The 19,021-nt window shown below is 56.5% G+C and carries 19 protein-coding genes and 1 pseudogene; 6 read left to right on the plus strand and 14 right to left on the minus strand.

Annotation, left to right across the window (positions count from 1 at the left end):
- Positions 1 to 97: 97 nt before the first annotated feature.
- Positions 98 to 3,949, plus strand: coding sequence for an RNA-directed DNA polymerase (locus ACIPQ1_RS23870; protein WP_446534880.1), 3,852 nt, complete (start codon positions 98 to 100; stop codon positions 3,947 to 3,949).
- A gap of 140 nt (positions 3,950 to 4,089) precedes the next feature.
- On the opposite strand, the gene ACIPQ1_RS23875 is transcribed toward ACIPQ1_RS23870, so the two are convergent.
- The 11 genes and pseudogenes from ACIPQ1_RS23875 to ACIPQ1_RS23925 all read right to left on the minus strand — a co-directional run bounded on the left by ACIPQ1_RS23875 (position 4,090) and on the right by ACIPQ1_RS23925 (position 11,698).
- A complete protein-coding gene (locus ACIPQ1_RS23875; protein ID WP_446534905.1) occupies positions 4,090 to 4,317 on the minus strand; it encodes a hypothetical protein in 228 nt (75 codons plus the stop codon).
- A gap of 128 nt (positions 4,318 to 4,445) precedes the next feature.
- Positions 4,446 to 5,486, minus strand: coding sequence for a hypothetical protein (locus ACIPQ1_RS23880; RefSeq protein ID WP_446534881.1), 1,041 nt, complete (start codon positions 5,484 to 5,486; stop codon positions 4,446 to 4,448).
- A 712-nt stretch (positions 5,487 to 6,198) separates the two neighbouring features.
- A complete protein-coding gene (locus ACIPQ1_RS23885) occupies positions 6,199 to 6,483 on the minus strand; it encodes a helix-turn-helix domain-containing protein (protein ID WP_207963357.1) in 285 nt (94 codons plus the stop codon).
- Positions 6,473 to 6,682 (minus strand): annotated as a pseudogene (locus ACIPQ1_RS23890) (transcriptional regulator); the annotation flags it as partial. The gene ACIPQ1_RS23885 and the pseudogene ACIPQ1_RS23890, both read right to left, overlap by 11 nt.
- 9 nt (positions 6,683 to 6,691) lie before the next feature.
- The gene (locus tag ACIPQ1_RS23895) at positions 6,692 to 7,060 is read right to left on the minus strand and encodes a RidA family protein (protein WP_446534882.1); all 369 of its coding nucleotides are present in this window, start codon (positions 7,058 to 7,060) and stop codon (positions 6,692 to 6,694) included.
- A gap of 26 nt (positions 7,061 to 7,086) precedes the next feature.
- Positions 7,087 to 7,212 carry an FAD-dependent oxidoreductase gene (locus ACIPQ1_RS23900; protein ID WP_446534883.1) on the minus strand — a complete coding sequence of 42 codons (126 nt, stop codon included), beginning with the start codon at positions 7,210 to 7,212 and terminating at the stop codon, positions 7,087 to 7,089.
- Entirely contained in the window at positions 7,212 to 8,639 is a 1,428-nt protein-coding gene (locus tag ACIPQ1_RS23905) for an amidase (RefSeq protein ID WP_446534884.1), read from the minus strand. Before ACIPQ1_RS23905 ends, ACIPQ1_RS23900 begins: the two co-directional genes overlap by 1 nt.
- Positions 8,640 to 8,643: 4 nt before the next feature.
- Positions 8,644 to 9,327 (minus strand): amino acid ABC transporter permease, encoded by a 684-nt coding sequence (locus tag ACIPQ1_RS23910; RefSeq protein WP_186705964.1) that lies wholly within the window; start codon positions 9,325 to 9,327, stop codon positions 8,644 to 8,646.
- Entirely contained in the window at positions 9,324 to 9,980 is a 657-nt protein-coding gene (locus ACIPQ1_RS23915; RefSeq protein ID WP_446534885.1) for an amino acid ABC transporter permease, read from the minus strand. Before ACIPQ1_RS23915 ends, ACIPQ1_RS23910 begins: the two co-directional genes overlap by 4 nt.
- Complete coding sequence (locus ACIPQ1_RS23920; RefSeq protein ID WP_446534886.1) at positions 9,980 to 10,768, minus strand: amino acid ABC transporter ATP-binding protein; 789 nt, start codon at positions 10,766 to 10,768, stop codon at positions 9,980 to 9,982. The genes ACIPQ1_RS23915 and ACIPQ1_RS23920 overlap by 1 nt, the downstream gene beginning before the upstream one ends.
- A 60-nt stretch (positions 10,769 to 10,828) precedes the next feature.
- A complete protein-coding gene (locus tag ACIPQ1_RS23925) occupies positions 10,829 to 11,698 on the minus strand; it encodes a substrate-binding periplasmic protein (protein WP_411386457.1) in 870 nt (289 codons plus the stop codon).
- A 158-nt stretch (positions 11,699 to 11,856) separates the two neighbouring features.
- On the opposite strand from ACIPQ1_RS23925, the gene ACIPQ1_RS23930 reads away from it, so the two are divergent.
- Entirely contained in the window at positions 11,857 to 12,885 is a 1,029-nt protein-coding gene (locus ACIPQ1_RS23930) for a GlxA family transcriptional regulator (protein ID WP_446534887.1), read from the plus strand.
- Between the two features lie 214 nt (positions 12,886 to 13,099).
- Here ACIPQ1_RS23930 and dctA read toward each other — a convergent pair whose 3' ends face one another.
- Together dctA and ACIPQ1_RS23940 are read right to left on the minus strand one after the other, a co-directional pair.
- Positions 13,100 to 14,407, minus strand: coding sequence for a C4-dicarboxylate transporter DctA (dctA, locus tag ACIPQ1_RS23935; protein WP_207963369.1), 1,308 nt, complete (start codon positions 14,405 to 14,407; stop codon positions 13,100 to 13,102).
- Between the two features lie 101 nt (positions 14,408 to 14,508).
- Positions 14,509 to 15,678 (minus strand): mandelate racemase/muconate lactonizing enzyme family protein, encoded by a 1,170-nt coding sequence (locus tag ACIPQ1_RS23940; RefSeq protein WP_250965881.1) that lies wholly within the window; start codon positions 15,676 to 15,678, stop codon positions 14,509 to 14,511.
- Between the two features lie 99 nt (positions 15,679 to 15,777).
- On the opposite strand from ACIPQ1_RS23940, the gene ACIPQ1_RS23945 reads away from it, so the two are divergent.
- From ACIPQ1_RS23945 to ACIPQ1_RS23955, 3 genes are all read left to right on the plus strand, one after another.
- Entirely contained in the window at positions 15,778 to 16,656 is an 879-nt protein-coding gene (locus tag ACIPQ1_RS23945) for a LysR family transcriptional regulator (RefSeq protein ID WP_250965880.1), read from the plus strand.
- Between the two features lie 93 nt (positions 16,657 to 16,749).
- Positions 16,750 to 17,028, plus strand: coding sequence for a type II toxin-antitoxin system RelE/ParE family toxin (locus tag ACIPQ1_RS23950; RefSeq protein WP_446534888.1), 279 nt, complete (start codon positions 16,750 to 16,752; stop codon positions 17,026 to 17,028).
- An 8-nt stretch (positions 17,029 to 17,036) separates the two neighbouring features.
- On the plus strand, positions 17,037 to 17,342 hold the full coding sequence (locus ACIPQ1_RS23955; protein WP_250965879.1) for a HigA family addiction module antitoxin: 306 nt from the start codon (positions 17,037 to 17,039) through the stop codon (positions 17,340 to 17,342).
- A gap of 131 nt (positions 17,343 to 17,473) precedes the next feature.
- Here the strand turns inward: ACIPQ1_RS23955 and ACIPQ1_RS23960 are convergent, their stop codons facing one another.
- Entirely contained in the window at positions 17,474 to 17,827 is a 354-nt protein-coding gene (locus ACIPQ1_RS23960; protein WP_202894655.1) for a winged helix-turn-helix transcriptional regulator, read from the minus strand.
- Positions 17,828 to 17,929: 102 nt separating this feature from the next.
- Between ACIPQ1_RS23960 and ACIPQ1_RS23965 the strand changes: the two genes are divergently transcribed.
- Positions 17,930 to 18,676 carry an NADPH-dependent F420 reductase gene (locus ACIPQ1_RS23965; protein ID WP_446534889.1) on the plus strand — a complete coding sequence of 249 codons (747 nt, stop codon included), beginning with the start codon at positions 17,930 to 17,932 and terminating at the stop codon, positions 18,674 to 18,676.
- The last annotated feature ends 345 nt before the right edge of the window (positions 18,677 to 19,021 follow it).

Consider the following 19,021-nt stretch of genomic DNA (forward strand, 5'->3'; position numbering starts at 1 on the left):
TTGGCAACCGCCGCCCCCTACGGTTCAACACTCGATTGATCCAGTTCGGCCAATTCAGCGATAAATTAATCACCAATCTTGTTATGGAGCCTGCCGCGTGAGTGTCGTTGCTAGTCGTTACGAGCGTCTGGGGCCTTCGCTCTCCCTGCTTGCTGATGAGGCTGTTCTGGCTCAGGCTTGGAAAAAAGCCGATGCCTATATTCGGCGGCATAATTGGTATGCCGACATCCTGGAGTTAGAAGAAGTCTCACTATTGCTTCCTCGGACCCTCCAAGTGTGGCAACACCAGATCTCCATCGGCGATCATAGCTCCGCCAGCCCACTGCGTTTGGTCCCAGCCCCGAAGAATGGCAAGTGGTACTTTCCATCAAAGGATGATGGTGGTGACTGGAAATTCAAACCCATAAACAAGCCTGATGGGTCGCAGCAGACCGAGCCGGATCTTCGCCCGTTGGCCCATGTCAGTATTCGCGAGCAGGTCATGGCGTCAGCCGTCATGCTGTGCCTCGCTGATGCGGTGGAAACGTTGCAGGGCAATACAGACTCTGCAAGCTATGTCAGCAAGACACAAGCCAGACAGCAAGTTTGTAGCTACGGGAACCGGCTTTTCTGTGATTGGCGCAAAGACTCGGACGGGCGGCAGCAGGCGCGTTTTCGCTGGGGCAATGCCACTACCTACTCGCAGTTTTTTGTTGATTATGAGCGTTTCCTGGAACGTCCGGCAGAGGTCTGCCGTGAAGCGCTTCCAACTTTGCATGACGAGCGTCTTTTCGTAGTAAAGCTCGACTTAGCCAAGTTCTATGATTGCGTGAATCAGCCTGCAGTCGTCAGCCGCCTGCGAGACCTGTACCAAAGTTATGCAACCAAATTTTCCATACCTTACACGGCATCAGAAGCAGAATCATTTTGGCAAGCGGTGGAAAAAATCATTCACTGGCAGTGGAGTAGCACCGACTCTACCTGCCGCAGCGACCTCAAATTGGGCCTGCCTCAAGGGCTGGTGGCGAGTGGTTTTTTCGCCAACGCTTACATGCATGACTTTGATCAGATGGTACTTGATGGTTTACGGCAAGGATTCGTCATCCCTGTCAAACTGAATGACGCTACGGTATCGGCCAGGCTGATCGATTACTGCCGCTACGTGGATGACATGCGTCTGGTAGTGGCGATTCCAACCGATGCAGCACAAAGCATGGCACTTGAGACCCTTGCAAATGCTATGAGCGATTGGGCTAATAACCTAATCAACTGGTGCTTTAAGGACGCTCATAACGGCTTGGAAACGAAGAAGGAAAAGTCTGAGGCCGTTGCTTGGGAGGACTTTGCCGTACAGGGCAGTACGTCTCGCTTCATGCGTGGCGTTAACGGGCAAATCAGTACGGCGCCAGACCCTGCCACATTGCTGCAAGCCACCGGAAGTTTGGATCATTTACTCTGGCTGGCGGACGCACTAGAGGATGCTGGCGACGTCGATGAGAATCCGTTGGCATTGGCTCGTATCTCCCTTCCTCGAGCAGACGTGCGTGACGACACCGTCAAGCGGTTTGCAGCCAACCGATTGCGCCAAGTGTTACGGATGCGTCGTAGTATGGCTGACCCCGAGTTACCTGCCGAAGATGCTTTGGCGAGTATCGAAGTGAGTGAGCGCCAAGCGCTCGATCATGAGATGGAGACCATTGCCAGAAAGCTAGTTGCTTGCTGGTCACGCAATCCGGCGTTAGCTAGCGTACTGCGCTGCGGGCTAGACATCTTCCCGTCTACCGAGTTGCTGCGGCCTGTCTTGCAGGCGTTGCAGCTAAAATTAAGCCCTGACGCGAATCCGGCCGAGCGGGATGTTTCATTGTTCGTGCTCTCTGATCTGTTCAGAGCCGGCGCAGTGGAGACGGGACTGCATCGCCCAGAAAGCTATCCCGCGTCGGCGGACATTCCCGGTTATCGCAAGGAGCTGCTGCAGACCGCTTTAGAAATCGTCGCAAACGAAAACCTTCCTTGGTATCTGCATCAACAGGCGGCACTGTTCCTGTCGGTCATGCAGTACCCAACAGCATTGCCCCAGTCTACCGAACTCGTTTCATATCGTGCTTTGCACGAGGCCTTGCGCCTCTCGCTCCCCGCCAACGTAGAGATATCTACCGGGCTGACAGCAGGGCTGCTCGTGATGAGAATTACTGGGCAGCGCGACAAGTTTGTTATTTGGCTGGGCAATTGGCTCCAAAGGCTAACTGTCAAAGAATCCAGCAAGCTAATAGATGACATTGCCATGATCGAGCCAAGGGTTCTCGGGGAGCTGCACACCTCGTGGGTGGGCAGAGGCAAAGTTGGTTGGATCAAACACGTAGAACGGTACCTCTCACCGCACCAAGCTCAAGATACCTCTTTACGGATTAAAAATTGGCCTGGGGGCAAACGCTCCTTGCTGGCAATAGTGGCTCATCCTGAGAATCCTTTTGTACAGGAAAACGCGTTGCTAAAGTTGGCGGCAGAGCTTTTGAAAGTGGCGCCCTCTGGCTTTCTCGATAACGATGGGGCGGGCTTGGATTGGCTGTCAGTGGACTGTGTCGATTGGAGCAAGATACAAGATCCTACTACCCCCCTGACCTTGACGATAAAAGCTCCAAACAAGATCGTGCATCCCTGGAACGAGAAGCCGTCATGGTGCTCAGAAGAGCTGGCATGGGCCTATCGCCTCGGGCGTCTGTTACGTTCTGCCATCATAGGGGAAAGCGACTTCACCACTCGCTTTTTCCCTCTTCGTGAGGAGCAGTTTGATCGTTATCGCGGTATCCAGAGTAGTTGGTACAAACGGCGCCTGGGTTTGATGCCTCTCAGTCGTGGGTTGGGCGAAGAACCTACCCCCATTTCGCCATGGCTCAACGAGTTGGTCATGCGTTTGTTGCAGTGGCCAGGGTTGGAGATCAGTAGGAACGTCGTTGAAGGGTTTGCTGAAGTTAGTTGCCCTTCGGACTTGCTCAAGCTAGTCAAGGCCAGGTTGGCTGAGCAAGGCCGCATCTACGGCAGGCAGTCTAATCTTCCGGCATACCTCCTGCCGATCGAGTGCTCAAAAGAGACAAACCTGAGTGCTTTTAAGGTCGCTCTGGTCCAGTCCTTAATGCCTCGGGACTCGGATTTCTCTGAGGCTGATCCACTGCAGTGGACAGAGCCCTACCGATCCAGGCACAGGGCGCATCTTGCAGCAATGTGTCGCTTGCTAGGACAGCAGCTTGCTGCTGCCCGGTTTGCTAATCGGAAATCCGCAGCCCAGCGAAAGGCCCAGCTAGACCTTATCGTATTTCCGGAACTCGCCATCCATCCCGACGATATGTGGCTTTTGCATAGACTGTCGGACAGTACTGGAGCCGTTATTTTTGCGGGCCAGACCTTCGTTGAGCATCCATATCTTAAGAAGCCCATCAATCGGGCTGTGTGGCTTCTGCGGCAGGAAAGTGCTGCCGGCAGACAGATCATCCGAGCCTATCAAGGTAAACAGTACGGAATACCTTGGGAGTTGAAGGCTGGAGTGGTGGGACACCGACCTTATCAGGTGATTGTTGAGTTCAAAGATCAGCACGGTGTTACTGCTAAGCTGACTGGTGCCATTTGCTACGACGCTACCGATTTGAAGCTCGCGTCAGACATGCGCGATATCACGGATGGTTTCGTCATCGCAGCGCTGAACAGGGACATCGGTACCTTTGACACTATGGCCACGGCTCTGCAGTTCCATATGTACCAACCCATCATGCTGGCAAATACAGGACAGTTCGGAGGGTCAAATGCTCAAGCACCTTTCAAGGCGCACCATGAGAGACAGATTGCCCACGTACATGGCAACAACCAGGCGGTGATTAGCATCTTTGACGTGGACCTGCTGGCGTTCCAAAGCATCCGAAAAATTGAGCAGTCCAAAGAGAAAAAAGCAGCGCCAGCAGGCTTTGCGGGGCGTGCTTGAGCTTGCAGCTACAAGTATGGCCGATTGCGGTTGCAATCGGCCATAAACGGTCACTCTCAATGGCCGCGCGATGAGGTCCCACTGATTTTTCGACAGAGACCGTTAAAGTGGTCGGCCAGATCCTTTGGCCGACCCCAAACTCATTTATCTCCAATACCAAGGCGTTTCAAACTTTCAAGCGCTTTCCCACACTCAGGAGAGCCGTGCCTCAGTCCGTCTGAAAGCGCAGCTTTCAGACTCGTGACGCCGGCAACGAAGCCAACAGCCTGTCCGACCGAGATCCCGTCTACGAACCCCTGGTCGTACGCGAGTTCTGCGGCCACAGCGGCGGCGGTCAGTGCAGCCAATTTCTTTGGATCGTGTTCCATAATGATCTCCTCGATCATAACTTCCTCTCGCTTGATTATGGCGATAGGGCATTGGACCCGGGATAAGCGACTTCCTGAACCCTTAGCGTGCCTTTGCATGGACGCAGCCCTATCACCGAATGAAAAACTCAGTTCGTAGGTGCGGTCTGGTTAATAGCTGGCATCGTTGTGACACGCTTACCGCATCTGCAATTGTTAGGCACACCCGCACACTCGGCCGATTTATCAACGTACAGCGTCCGGCATTCGTGACAACCGTGTATCCGGGGTAGTGAGGCCAGGCCATCTGGGAGCAGCTCAGAAAACTCGGCTGCCCCATAGCGGCCATCGCGAATCGTCGAGTGATGAAGGTTGCCCAGCCTCCAACTCAACGCCTCTAGGGTTGAGACAGTACGCTGGCAATTCCACATGGGTGAGTACAATGAGTACTGGTTGTAGAAGTCGGTTTTAGAAGGCCAATCTGATCTTCTCCAAGGGGCCTGGATGATAGAGAAGCCCATGCCCATTTCTGCCGAATGGATCCGGCTCTCGGAGAGATAGCGATCATGTACTGCCCAGGAAGTGGACTCGTTAGAAGCCGGAGGGAACTGCCAGAGATAGCATTCACTACTGTTTACGAGCTCAACAAGCTGACTCCGGCCTCGTCGTGGGAAGTTGGCCGCAAGGTCGAACCGGCCTTCCCACGATGTATCAGGCATTGGCACCAGTCCCTTCACAATGGCCAGCGTCGCCGTGGTCGGCAGCAGAGAGCCATTTGTCTCATTACCTTCGAGCTTCTCAAGGAGCGCAGAGAACGCTTTCTTCCGAGCAGCTTTTTTGTAACTCGGGTCGAGCAGGAGCTGCACTTGATTCACCCCAACTCGTGCTGCTCGAAGGGCATCAATGACGTCCAATGCGATACGCATGGCTGCCCATTGCTCGATACCGAGCATTTTCATGGCGCGATGCATGGTATGAATCAGATCGTATTGAATGAGTTCAGCATCGTACTTGCTAGCGGTCCGAGTGATCGGTAAGCGGTCTCTGCCGGCAATTTCCGGACTAACGGTACCGAGAGCAGCATGAATGAGCTGGTTACAGACGTTCTGACGGAAATCGATATTGTCGCCTGGAATTTTGGCGATCAATTCAGAAATGGCGGCCCGAAGGCAAGGGTATTTCGCAGACATGACTATCCCTAAGCGTCGACGTGAAATAGCTGCACTTATAGGGCCATTAGATGTGCGGCTTTACGTGAACGCGGATCTAGTCAAAAAAGGGCGTCTGACAACTCACAGCATGGCCACCCGCGAGCAGTAGTCAAGACGAAGCACATGAAACCAGAACCTAGGTCACTTTGCAATATTGACGGAGGCGCCGACTTGTCACCGCAAGCGACGAGGCGTCAGCCGGTTAAAATGAGTGCCACTTCTGAGGACGAACATGCGGGTCCACAGGATCGAGCATCAATCGTGAACGGGGATGACCATGTGCTCGTTTCAGGTAGGGGGATCAACGTCCGCTTGAGGCAGTTCTCTGCCAATCATGGTTACTAAGCTCGACGGTCAACTCCGATGCAATCGATGGTCAGATCGAATGCAAACGGTTGGTCAAGGGAGTGCCATTTCGCACGGCATTCCAATTGGTATTCCAGACAAAAACAAAATAATAAATTAATGTTTTAAATCAATAACTTGTATAACTGATTCAGATTACCCCGGCCCACCAACTCTACAAAAAAGACGTCCATGGACGTCTTTTTTTATGCCCGGAATCCAGTGAAATCAGGGGCTTCAGCGCCACCGGCAATTTTTTGGTGACGGCAATCCAGAAAGAGAGAAGCGGGAAGTTCGTTCCGATACGCTGATCGGTAACGGCTCCAATTGGCAACGTAATTAAGCCTTAGACGGCTTGAAGGTCCCGCAACGCCTCAGGGTGCTGGCTCGCGACCCGCAGAAGGGTCTGTGCCGCACCGGCAGGTCGCCGACGACCCTGCTCCCAATCCTGCAACGTACGCAGGCTGACTCCCAGCAGCTCTGCAAATGCACTTTGGGATACACCGACTTTAGCCCTGGCCTCAGCCGCAGCCGAAAGCGTCACCTCGGTTTTGCGTGCCGCCTTGCCAGCTTTCATTTGGCGTACCGAAGCCAACAAGTCTTTCTGAAAGTTCTCCATTTCATGATCCATTACTGATCTCCTCTTTCAATTGATTCAAGAAGGCGGTCGGCAGGTTGTCGAACTTCGCCTTGGCGTAGGCGATCAGCAACCAGATGTGGCCTTCAGAAAGCGCGTTGTAGTAGATAACCCGCGTACCACCACGCTTACCCATCCCACCACCAGACCAGCGCACCTTACGCAACCCACCGCAACCCAAAAAAGCGTCGCCCCAACCGTCTCAAACACCAAAAGCAGGTTTCACCGCTATAACCATAATCTCCACCAGCACCTCAGGCCGCGCCAGGCGCGCCTGAACAGTGGCCCGTGCCGGAGCACTATCCGCTGGCAGCCAGGCGTCCCACACCGCATTCATCGGCGCGAAATCACGATCAATGTCCTTGAGCCAGATCTGTGCGCTCAAAAGCTGGCCCTTGTCGCTGCCCGCCAGTGACAACAAGGCGTCGATCTTGGCCAGCACCTGCCGCGTCTGCTCTTCGATGCCAAGGTGTAGATCCGTGGGCACCTGGCCGGAGAGGTAAAGCAGATCGCCGTGACTGACCACACCGGACATCCGCGCGTTGCTCTGAAAACGTTGAATCGTTGCCATCGGGTTTACTCCGTGAATTGAGAAAGTTAAGGCGCTGCGCTAGCAGAGCGGGATCGGCCAGCGCTTGCAACGGTGACATTACGACCGGCCTTGTGTAGAAACCAGGCACTGCTCAAGCCCACGATACCAGCTCCGACGACACAGATTTCCATCACGCCACCACCCTGTCCGACAGGTCCCAACCCACAGGCCGCCGCTGGTGCCAATCACTGACTTGCTGGTAGGCATGGGCGATCCGCAGGACCAAGGGTTCGGCGAAAGCACGCCCGACGATCTGCATCGAGACCGGCATACGTTGCTCGTCAAAGCCCACCGGCAGCGCCACTGAACAGAGATTGAGCAGGTTGGCGAAACGGCCGAGCAAGGCCAGCGGCGTGCCGTACTCATCGACCTGATTCAGCGGCACGCTGCCAATGGCGTTGGTCGGAAACGCACAGGCATCGACGTTGGACATGGCTTCGTCCATGGCTTGGCGGGCAACACGTCGCTGGTTGTGCAAATCGATATAAGCCGCCGCGTCGATGGCGCGTCCGCTCAGCACCCGACGCTGCACATGAGGATCGAAGCGCAGATCATCGCGTTCGAACAAACTACCAAGGCTGGCGTAGCCTTCGGCACTCATGAGGCCACCGGCAACGCGCATGCACTGCTCCAGGGAAGTCGGTAGCGGTTGTTCGACCAGATGCATGCCCAGTGCGGCCAATTGCTCAAGCCCCTGGTCATACGCTGCCAATACGCCAGGCGAGATGTGTACGCGTTCGGTCTGTGGCAGCACCCAGACGCGCAGACCGGGCACCGGAAGGTTCAAGCCTGCCGCGGCACTGAAGACTGGCGACTTGGCCGAGACCGAATCCAGCGGGTCCGGCCCCAGCAGCGCGTCAAGCATCCACGCGGCGTCTTCGACGGTGTGCGTAATCGGTCCCACCGAATCCAGCGATGGACACAACTCAATCAAACCGTGACGGCTCACCAACCCACGCGTGGTTTTCAACCCAACCAAACCACACATACCCGCCGGAATCCGCACCGAGCCGCCGGTGTCGGTGCCCAATGCCGCGCTTGCCAATCCGCCGGCCACGGCCACCGCGGAACCACTGCTGGACCCGCCTGGAGCACGATGCACGTCGCAGTCCCATGGATTCCACGGCGTGCCCATCACGGCATTGGTGCCCCACCCCCCGAAAGCAAACTCTACGGTGTGGGTCTTGCCCATGATGATCGCCCCGGCGCGCTCCAGTCGCTGGACTGCCGTGGCGGTGAGCCGCGAGATACGCGGCTGCTGTGCCAGCGAGCCACCGGTGATGGCCTTGCCGTCGATTTCGAACAAATCCTTGATCGCCACCGGAATGCCATGCAATGGCCCCAGGTTGACACCGGCAGCCCGTTGCCGATCGGCCGCGATGGCGGCACCGAGCGCGCGCTGGGGATAGGCTTCGACATAAGCATTGAGTTGACCGTTGAAGCGCTCGATCCGCTCCAGTTGCGCGCCAACCAGGGACTCGCTCGTGAGCGCTCCGGAGGCCAGCGCTTGCCGCAACTGGCCGATGCTGTGGGAAGCGGTTCGATCCTTGATGTTCATGTGTTCAGCCTCGAATGGTTTTGCGTCCGCGAGAAAATCGTACTTCCAGTACCCGCGATAACAGAGAAAGAGGGAAAGCGATGACGAAATAGAACAACCCCACCAGCAGGAAAATATGCATCGGCAAAAAGGATTCGGACGCGATGGCCCGGGCCGCCAGCATCAACTCATCGGTGGCGATCAAGGCGCACAGGGAGCTGTCCTTCAGAATCGACACATAGGCATTGAGCAATGGCGGCAACATGCCGCGAATGGCTTGCGGAAAGATCACCGAGGTGAAGGCTTGCAATGGCGTCAGGCCGGTAGCGATGGCCGACTCACGTTGGCCGCGATGCAAGGAGTCCAGTCCACCGCGCAGGATTTCCGCGACGTAGGCCGAGCCCTGCAAACCCAAACCGATAGCGCCGGCCCAGTAACCAGACAGCGTCAGCCCGAGGCTGGGCAAGGTGAAGTACAGCGCCAGCAGCAACGCCAGCAGCGGCACCGCACGCATCCCCTGGATGAAGAACACCGCCAAACGCTTGAGCAATACGCTGGGGCTCTTCATCGCCCAGGCCAGTAACGCGCCCAACACCGCCGCCAGGGCGAAGCCTGTCAGGGACAGCTCGGCGCTGACTCGCGCGCCGAGTAGCAGGCGCGCGAACCAATCGCTCCAGTATTCCGGGTATTGTTGGAAAAAACTGATCATCGCGCCGCCCTCAGATGACGTTCAAGTCGGATGAATCCCACGCCAATTGGCAGGATCATCGCCGCATAGATGCACATCACCGCCAGATAAATCAGCGAGGTCTGGAACGTGGAGGTCACAAGATTGCGGGCAAGGAACATGATTTCCGGCACGGCAATGGCCGAGGCGATGGACGTGTCCTTGATCAGTTGCGTGACATAGTTGGCGTAAGCCGGCAACGCAACGCGCAGGGCCTGGGGCAAGAGGATGTAGCGCAAAATTTGCAGACGGTGCAAGCCGACAGCCTGTCCGGCTTCATGCTGGCCGACGTGCAGCGATTGCAAGCCGGCTCGGAAAGTATCGGCCAGCACTGCGCTGCCCACCAGGCTCAAACCGACGATGGCCGCCAACCACGCGGGCAAGTTGATTCCCAGATAGGACAGCCCGAAGTAGATCAGGAACAGGTGTGCCAGCGCAGGCACGTTACGCATCCATTCGATGAAACAGGCAATGGCGCCGTGCACCAGTCGCGATCGGCTGAACGTCAGTAAAACCGCCAGTATCAAACCGCCCGCACTGGCCAGCGCCAAGGTGCAGAGGGCGATTTCCAACGCGTTCATTGCGCCTTTCAACAGCAAGGGCAACAGTCCGAGGAAAGCTTGCAGATTCACCATCAGGCGCTCTCCACAGCCATGCGCCCCAGAAAACTGCGGGTGCGTTCGTGACGAGGGTTGTCGATCACTTGCGCCGACGGCCCCTGTTCGACAATGCGCCCGCCGTCCATGAAGATCACCCGATCCGCCACATCGCGAGCAAACCTCACTTCGTGGGTAACCATGATCATGCTGCGGCCCTCTTCCGCCAGCTCGCGAATCACGGCCAACACTTCGCCGACCAACTCGGGATCCAACGCCGAGGTCGGTTCGTCGAACAGAATCACTTTCGGTTGCTGGGCCAAAGCCCGGGCGATGGCGACCCGCTGTTGCTGACCACCCGACAACTGCTCGGGATAAGACTCGGCCTTGTGCCGCAGATGGACTTTTTCCAACATCGCGTCGGCCAATTCGTACGCCTGCTTGCGCGGCATGCCTTGGGCCTTGATGGGACCGAGCGCGACGTTATCGCGCACGGTCAAGTGCGGCCAGAGATAGAACAACTGGAACACCATGGCGATCTCGCGGCGCTGCGGCGCCATCTCCCGATCACTCATCAGGCGCAAACGCTTGCCGTCCTTGACCTGCCCGATCAGCTCACCCCCCAGCCAGATCTCGCCGCTGGTGGGTTTTTCCAGGTAATTGATGCAACGCAGGCAGGTGGACTTTCCAGAACCGCTTGGGCCAATCAATGACAGGGTCTCACCGGGCTTCAACTCCAGGCTGATGCCCTTGAGCACTTCCAGATCGCCATAGTTCTTGTGTAATTCGTGCACGCGCAGCAACGCGGTGTCAGACGGGCTCGACATCTTGGCTAACCTCTTTTTGTTATAGGCATGGCGATGAGTCCGGCCCACCGCCTCACACACTTATTTGCAGCCAGGTAGCGTCCAGTCCGCTGGGCGATCGACGCCCAGGCGCAGGTCCTTGCCTTCGGGCATGAACCAGACATCCTGGGTCAGGCCGTAGCGAGCGCCGACCTTGCGCATCTCACAGTTTTTCCAGAGCGTCTGAATCTGCGCATTAACCGCCGTCACCAGTTCCGGACTGGCCTTGTTGAAGCCGAACACCACCTGGCCCAAGCCAGTCAGCAATGGGAAATTCGGATCGTTGTCGACAAAGGCGTTGAAACGCAGGTGCCATTGCTCATTGCGGGAAATGGCGTATTGCATGACCGGTGGATCGCCGATCACCGCATCGATCCGTCCGGCGAGCAGATCGCGAACGGCCGCATCAGACGTGTCGTACAGGGCGACTTGCAGGCCATCGATCTTGCGCATCTCGGGGATGAACGAAAAACCGGTGATGGTGCCGACTTTCTTGCCTTGCAAATCCTTGAGGCTGTTCCAGTTGGTCTTGTCTGTCTGGGTGATACCGTTCTTGAAGTAGTGAATAGGATCGCTCAAGGCCATGATTTTCGAGCGTTGCTCGGTCCAGCCCATGGTGCCGGCCATGACATCCACTCGCTTGGACTGCACCGAGGCAATCGTCCCTGACCATTCCATCAATGCCGGTTTGACCTTAAGGCCCAGCTTTTCGGAAATTTGTTGAAGAATTTCACCGTCATAGCCGACCATCCGACTATCTTGATACCCTGTTCCTGGCATATCACCACTGAAGGCGATGGTCAGGCTTCCCGGCTCTACTGTCTCCAATGCGAACACCGGTGCCGTGGCCAGCACGGACACCAGAAAACCGGCACAGATACCGGAAAAACGCTGGACTTTGGACGTCTTCATCGGATGCTCCTCGATAATTTTTATTGTGGCAGCAGAACGTTTCGCATCGGTCCATCGTAGTGGGCCCGGCGGTATAACTGGTTGGACGCTTTGCACGAATGATTGAACATTTGCGACATTCTGGCGGCACAGAGCCCGTGGCACCCCCGGAAAGCCTCGTGGACGAGCTCGATCATGGACAGGCGCGTCATCCACCCATGCGCCGCGGCACCGCCGAGCTGTCTATTGGCATCATGTTGTGGCCACGCTTCCCCTTGCTGTCACTGTCAGGGCTGACCGATGCGTTGCGGCATGCCGCCGATACAGGAGATCAAAGCCGCCCCATACGCTGCCAATGGAAAGTACTGGGCACTCCCGGGCAAAGAGTCATTTCCAGTAGCGGACTGGACGTACCGATCGACAGTGAACTCGCTGATCCGAAGCGTTTCGACTACATCGTGGTGATTGGTGGATTGCTCGACTCCATCGAGGCAGTGCCGAAAACCTATCCCGCGTTCCTCCACCAGGCCGCAGCGGCACAGGTGCCGTTGATCGGCCTGTGCACCGGCAGTTTCGTGCTCGCGGGACATGGGCTGATGGAGGGGCGAACGGCGTGTGTCCACGCCTATCATGGCGACGACTGGAAGCGACTGTTTCCCTCGTTGCGCTTTGTCATCAACAGAGATTTTCTGATCGACCGGGACCGGATCACCTGCGCGGGCGGTGTATCAGTCATCGAATTGGCGCTTCATCTGATTGGCCTGCATTGCGGACCGGATCGTGCGGGCAAGGTTGTGCATCAGATGACGGTGGCAAAGAACACGTCCAGCAGTTTCGTCGCCCGACGCAAGGCCCTCGGGTACGCCAGTTCATCCAATCGTCGGCTGCACGAAGCCGTGATGTTGATGGAGAAACACATGGCCCAACCCCTGGATATCGAGGCCATTGCGCATCTGGTCGGCACCAGCAAACGGCAATTGGAACGCCTGTTTGTCGCTGAAACCAACAACAGCCCGGCCCAGTTCTACCGACAGGTCCGACTCCGGTTCGGTAGATGGCTACTCGTGAGTTCCGACCGCCAGATTAGCGAGATCGCCTTTGAATGCGGCTTCGCCGATGCGCCACATTTTATTCGGCACTTTCAGAGCATGTTTGGCATGTCACCCGGGAAGTTACGCAAAGCCCTGATGCAGCAGGATGGGAAATAATGCGGCAACGAACAACGTCATCTATAGAGCTCAGACTCGATCTGACAGTTACCTGATTTCGGTCTTAAGTAATGCCAGTCGGTTAAATGGAATACCACGGGGTTACAGCCCGGCTTTATTTCGCTTGACTGACTGGCATTAGTCCAAGGATGTCTTTTTTGTGCCTGAAATCCAGGCAATCAAAGCTTCAGCACGACCGGGCAAGCGATGCCAATCATTTCTGCGCAGCCAACGCCCTACGCGCCGCCTTTTCATTTTTCATGGCCGCGATTTCCCGCTCACAAGCATCCACATCGAAAGAATTGTCCCACTTGGCAATGGCGAGGGTGCCGATGCCATTGCCGATCAGGTTGGTCACCGCCCGCGCTTCGTTCAGGAAACGGTCAATACCCAGGAGCAGGACCAGGCCGACCAGCGGAATGGAGTGGATGGTGGTCAGCGTTGCCGCAAGGGTGACGAACCCGGCCCCCGCCACACCCGCCGAACCTTTCGAAGTCAGCAGGAAGACGCCCAACAGAATCATCTGGTCCATAAACGTCAGCGGTGTGTTGGTGGCCTGGGCGATGAAGATCGCAGCCATGGTCAGATAGATGCAGGTGCCATCGGCATTGAAGGTATAGCCCGTCGGCAGCACCATTCCCACCACTGACTTTTTGCAGCCCAGCTTTTCCAGCTTGACCATCATCCGCGGCAGCACAGCCTCGGTCGAGCAAGTCCCGAGGGTAATCAGAATCTCGTCCTTGAAGTAACGAAGAAACTGCAACAAGGGCATGCCCGACCATCGAGCAACGGTGCCCAGCACAACCACAATGAACACCAGGGTAGTGACGTAGAGCGCTACCAGCAGTTGGCCGAGGGACAGTAGTGTACCGATGCCATACTTGCCGATCGTGAACGCCATGCCCGCGCCAGCGCCAATCGGAGCCAACCGCATGACCATGGCCACAATCTTGAACAGCCCTTGCAGAAACAGATCGATGGTATTGATCAGCGGTTTGCTGGTCTCACCCATCTGAACCAGGGCCACCCCCATCAAGACAGAAAGCAGAATGACTTGCAGCATGACGCCATTGGAAAACGCACCGACAAAAGTTGGCGGGATGATGTTCATGAAGAAATCAACGGTGCCGCCCTGGGCAGAAGCGGCCTGGCTGTACTTGGCGATAGCACTGCCATCGAGTGTCTCGACATGGATGTTCATCCCCACGCCGGGCTTGGCGATGTTGACCACGACGAGGCCGATCACCAGCGCGATGGTTGAAAGAATCTCGAAATAGATCAGCGATTTTACGCCAATTCTTCCAACCTCTTTGATGTTGCCCATCTTGGCAATACCGACCACCACGGTGCCAAAAATAATCGGGGCCAACAGCATTTTGATCAGCCTGATAAAACCATCGGCAAAGGGTTGAAGCTTGGCGCCGAACTGCGGTTCGAAGTGACCAATTGCGGCGCCGACCACGATGCCGATCAGGACCTGCACATACAGCTGGCTATACCAGCGGGACTTGGAGATTTCCACGGGAGCACCTCATTTTATTGTTGTGATGGGCGTGTGGTGCGGCGTCAGTGGGTGACGCCTGATAACGGCGGCCTCAGGCGAAGAGGCCGCCGTTCGGGCTATCAGCCCTCGCCCAGTTCGCGCATGACGGCGTACAAGGCGGACTTGGCTTCGAAGCCGACGCCTGGAATATCCGGCAGCGCCACATAGCTGTTTTCGACGCGAATCCCGTCAGCAAAACCGCCAAACGGCTGGAACACATCCGGGTAGGATTCGTTACCACCCAGGTGCAGGCCCGCGGCGATATTCAGGGACATCTGATGGCCCCCGTGGGGAACGACACGACGCGAAGACCAGCCCATGTCTTCCATCACTTCCAGGGTGCGCATGTACTCGACCAGACCGTAGGACAGCGCGCAGTCGAACTGGACGTAGTCACGATCGGAACGCATGCCGCCATGGCGCAGCAGGTTGCGGGCGTCTTGATGGGAAAACAGGTTTTCACCGGTAGCCATCGGCAGGTCGTAGTGCTTGGCCAACTCAGCCTGCAAGGCGTAGTCGAGAGGATCGCCGGCTTCTTCGTACCAGAACAGGTTGTAGGGTTTCAAAGCCTCTGCATAAGCAATGGCCGTGTCTTGGTCAAAGCGACCGTTGGCATCCACTGCCAGGCGACGCCCGTCACCGACCACCTTGAGTACCGATTCGATGCGACGAATATCGTCAGCCAGAGGCGCCGCGCCGATCTTCATCTTGACCACGTCGTAACCGCGATCCAGATAGCTGCGCATTTCGTCCTGAAGCTTGGCGTCGTCCTTGCCTGGGTAGTAATAACCACCAGCGGCGTAGACCCAGACCTTGTCGTCGGCCACGCCGCTGCGGTAACGGTCAGCCAGGAGGCGATACAACGGCTTGCCTTCGATCTTGGCGACGGCGTCCCAGACAGCCATGTCGATGGTGCCCACGGCCACCGAACGTTCACCATGGCCACCGGGTTTTTCGTTGGTCATCAGGGTTTTCCAGATGGCGAACGGATCGAGGTTATTGTGCTCTTTATCGATCAGCGACTCAGGGTCGGCTTCGGTGATGCGCGCCAGGAAGCGGTCACGCATCAAAGCGCCTTGGCCATAACGACCGTTGGAGTTGAAACCGTAGCCGATGACCGGTTTACCCTCGCGAATCACATCCGTGACGACAGCGACGACCGAGCAAGTCATTTTGGAAAAATCGATGTAGGCGTTGGCAATTGGCGAGGCAATGGAAACGGTTTTTTCACGGATGTCGACGATACGCATGACGAGGTCCTCTTGTTGTTGATGGCCCCACGTTATGCTTTGCGATGACACCCGCCCAATGCTAATAATGCCGCGCCCCATGCACAGGAGGCATTGCCCTTGGAACTCGTTTGGCTAGAAGATTTTTCGGCGCTGGCTGAGTACGGCAGCTTTGTACGTGCCGCTGAAGCACGCCACGTGACCCAACCGGCCTTCAGTCGCAGAGTCCGCGCATTGGAAAATTGGATGGGTGTCGAACTGTTCGTTCGCACGCCACAAGGCGCCACGCTGACCGAGGCGGGGAAGCAGATTTTGCCAAGCGCCCAAGAGACGGCCAGGCGCTTGTACCGAATGCGCAGCGAAGCCCAGGAAGTGGCGGGCATGGCGATCAAGACGCTGCAATTCGCGGCCACCCATTCGCTGTCGTTCACGTTTTTCCCAAGATGGCTGCGGAGCACGGAAAACGGCGCCCCCATCGAGGCGGTACGACTGCATTCCGATAGCATGGCGGCCTGTGAGCAAATGCTGATTCAAGGCCACGTGCAGTTCCTGCTTTGCCATCGTCATCCGGATGTTCCACCGCTGTTGGCCCCTGATCAGTTCATCGGTAAAAAAGTGGGCGGGGATGTGCTCGTTCCGCTGGCGAGCGCTTCTGCGAACTTTGGCAATGCCCCCGCATCGCTGCCCTACTTGGCGTATACCCAGGAGTCCGGTCTGGGACGCATCGTCGCTCATCGACTTCAGGGCAAGGAAGAGTTCCTGCACCTCAAGCCGCTGTTCAGCAGCCACCTCGCAGCGGTGCTCATGTCCATGGCGCTGGAAAACAAAGGGGTGGCCTGGCTGCCAAGAAGCCTGACCGAACAGGAAGTCGCCGACGGACGTCTTGTGCGGGCGCTCGATGAAAGCTGGGATATCCCGTTGGACATTCATCTCACTCGCCCAACGGGTGCCATTAGCCCATCGGCGGAGGAGTTTTGGGCGAAATTGAGGGAGTGCTGAAACCGTCTCTCCGACATAAGGCTCCAGCAAGCGGTTGAGTATCTCAGCAAACGATGTAGACTCGCCTTAACGAATAACGTTAAGCATTAAGAGATGATCAGAAGCTTCAGATGCGCCGATACCCAAACCCTTTTTGAAACAGGTAGAACCCGACACTGGTCAGCCATCCTTTCAGTGGTGGAGCGTAAGCTCGGCATGCTCGATGCGGCAGTCGATCTCAACGATCTACGCTCACCGCCTGGAAACAGGCTGGAGCAGTTGTACGGCGACAGGGAAGGCCAACACAGTATCCGGATCAACGCTCAGTACCGCATCTGTTTTGTCTGGGGCGCCAACGGCCCCGAAAACGTAGAAATCGTAGATTATCACTGAGGTGAGTCATGTTTAAGAATGGCATGAGGCCCGTACACCCTGGAGAAATTCTCAAGGAAGAGTACCTGGAACCGCTTGGCCTGACGGCTGCTGCGCTTGCAAGGGCTTTGCACGTGTCTGCCCCCACCGTAAATGACATCGTATTGATGCGCCGTAGCGTCAGTGCGGATGTGGCTTTGCGCCTGGCAGCTGCATTGGACACGTCGGCGCAGTTTTGGCTGAATTTGCAGACTGCGTATGATTTACGTACAGCCGAAATTGCAAAAGGGGAGCAAATTTATAAAGAAGTAGAGAAAATTCCTCACTGCGCATAGCGTTTACAAAAAGGCATTTAGTGATTATCGCAAGTGCCTTTTTTGTGCTTGGAGAATTGGTTCCCCCTAATGCGACGAAACATAAACAGACGGCTCAGCAGGCGTCGGGCCATTGCGCTTCGACGGTCATGTCAGGTGTGATCGCGCCTCATCTCTGCCCACTCGATCAACGCCTGGATCGACGGCCCCAGTGCATGTCCCATGGGCGTGAGCTTGTACTCCACTTTAGGTGGCACTTGTGGGTACACCGTCCGCTGCACAATGCCGTCCTTTTCCAACTGTTTTAGCTGTTGGATCAGCATCTTTTGGTTGATCCCTTCTATCAATTTCTCCAGATCCGAGAAACGCAGCGCGCCCTTCGCCGCGAAAAGCTGGCACAAGATAATGATCTTCCACTTCCCTTCCAGTACGCGAAGCGTTTCGGTTGTTGCCTCGGCCCATTTCCGACGATTTTGCGGATCGCCGCAATCCCATTCCCGTTCCATTTCTTCCTCGATGGTGAGTTACACACCTTTTGGTAGGTACTTACCATTATCACACCAGCCTCCTAGAATCGGTGCAAGACAAATGACTCAGGAGGCTTAGCCATGAAAATCGGCATCATCGGAACCGGTAACATCGGAGGCACCCTTGCTCGCAAATTCAAGGCTGCCGGTCACGATATACGTGTTGCGAACTCTCGTGGCATCAACGGCGTTCGCGCATTCGCCGAAGAGATTGGAGCCAAACCGGTGGACATTCGCGGCGCAGTCGATGGCGCGGATGTTATCGTGCTATCCATACCGCTACCGGCGTTGAGCGCGCTGCCTGCTGATCTGTTTGCCGCTGTACCCGACAGCGTCCCGGTGGTGGACACGAGTAACTACTACCCTGGCCTACGTGACCCCAACATTGCTGAAATTGATCAAGGGATGACGGAAAGCGTTTGGGTTTCGAAGCAGGTTGGGCGACCTGTCATCAAGGCCTTCAACAATATTCTGGCCTATACCTTGGCGGAGTTGGGCAGTGCCCAAGGCACGCCAGGTCGCTTGGCAGCAGCAGTGGCCGGCGACGATCCCAAGGCTAAGGAAACGGTGATGTCCCTGGTCAACCAAGCGGGCTTTGATCCGGTCGACGGAGGTTCCCTGGAAGAGTCCTGGAGACAACAACCGTGTACGCCAGGCTATTGCTGTGACTACGACGCCGAGACTCTGCGCGACGCACTATTGGCCGCGTCCAAAGGGCAAGCCGCTGCGAAGCGAGAAGAGTTTCCTAAACACTTTGAGCGGCTCGGGCCCAACCCTAGCCATGCCGATATTGTCGCGATGAACCGCTCCTTCAACGCACTGGATTGACGCAGACTCAGGCTAATGCCTGTCAGTTAAATGGACACGCGGGCAAACACACAAACCGTGGCGAGGGAGCTTGCTCCCGCTGGGCCGGTCCGACGCTTCGGGAGAAGCGGCTCCAAGATTTTGCGATCGCTACGCAACCGAACGGGAGCAAGCTCCCTCGCCACGGTCACCTCTCTAGCCATGCCAATGTGCCTAATGGATGGCTGGTTTCGACCTTGTTGATAGCGGCAAAGCGATGTAGGGAAATACCGCTGCTGGAAGGCCAAAGCTCCTACATGAAGCTCGGAAAGCGGCGTCTTGTGGTGCTTGAGCGGAGCGGCCTATAGTTCCTCGTCGCCCCAATGG

It is taken from the genome of Pseudomonas sp. LARHCG127 (assembly GCF_052871455.1).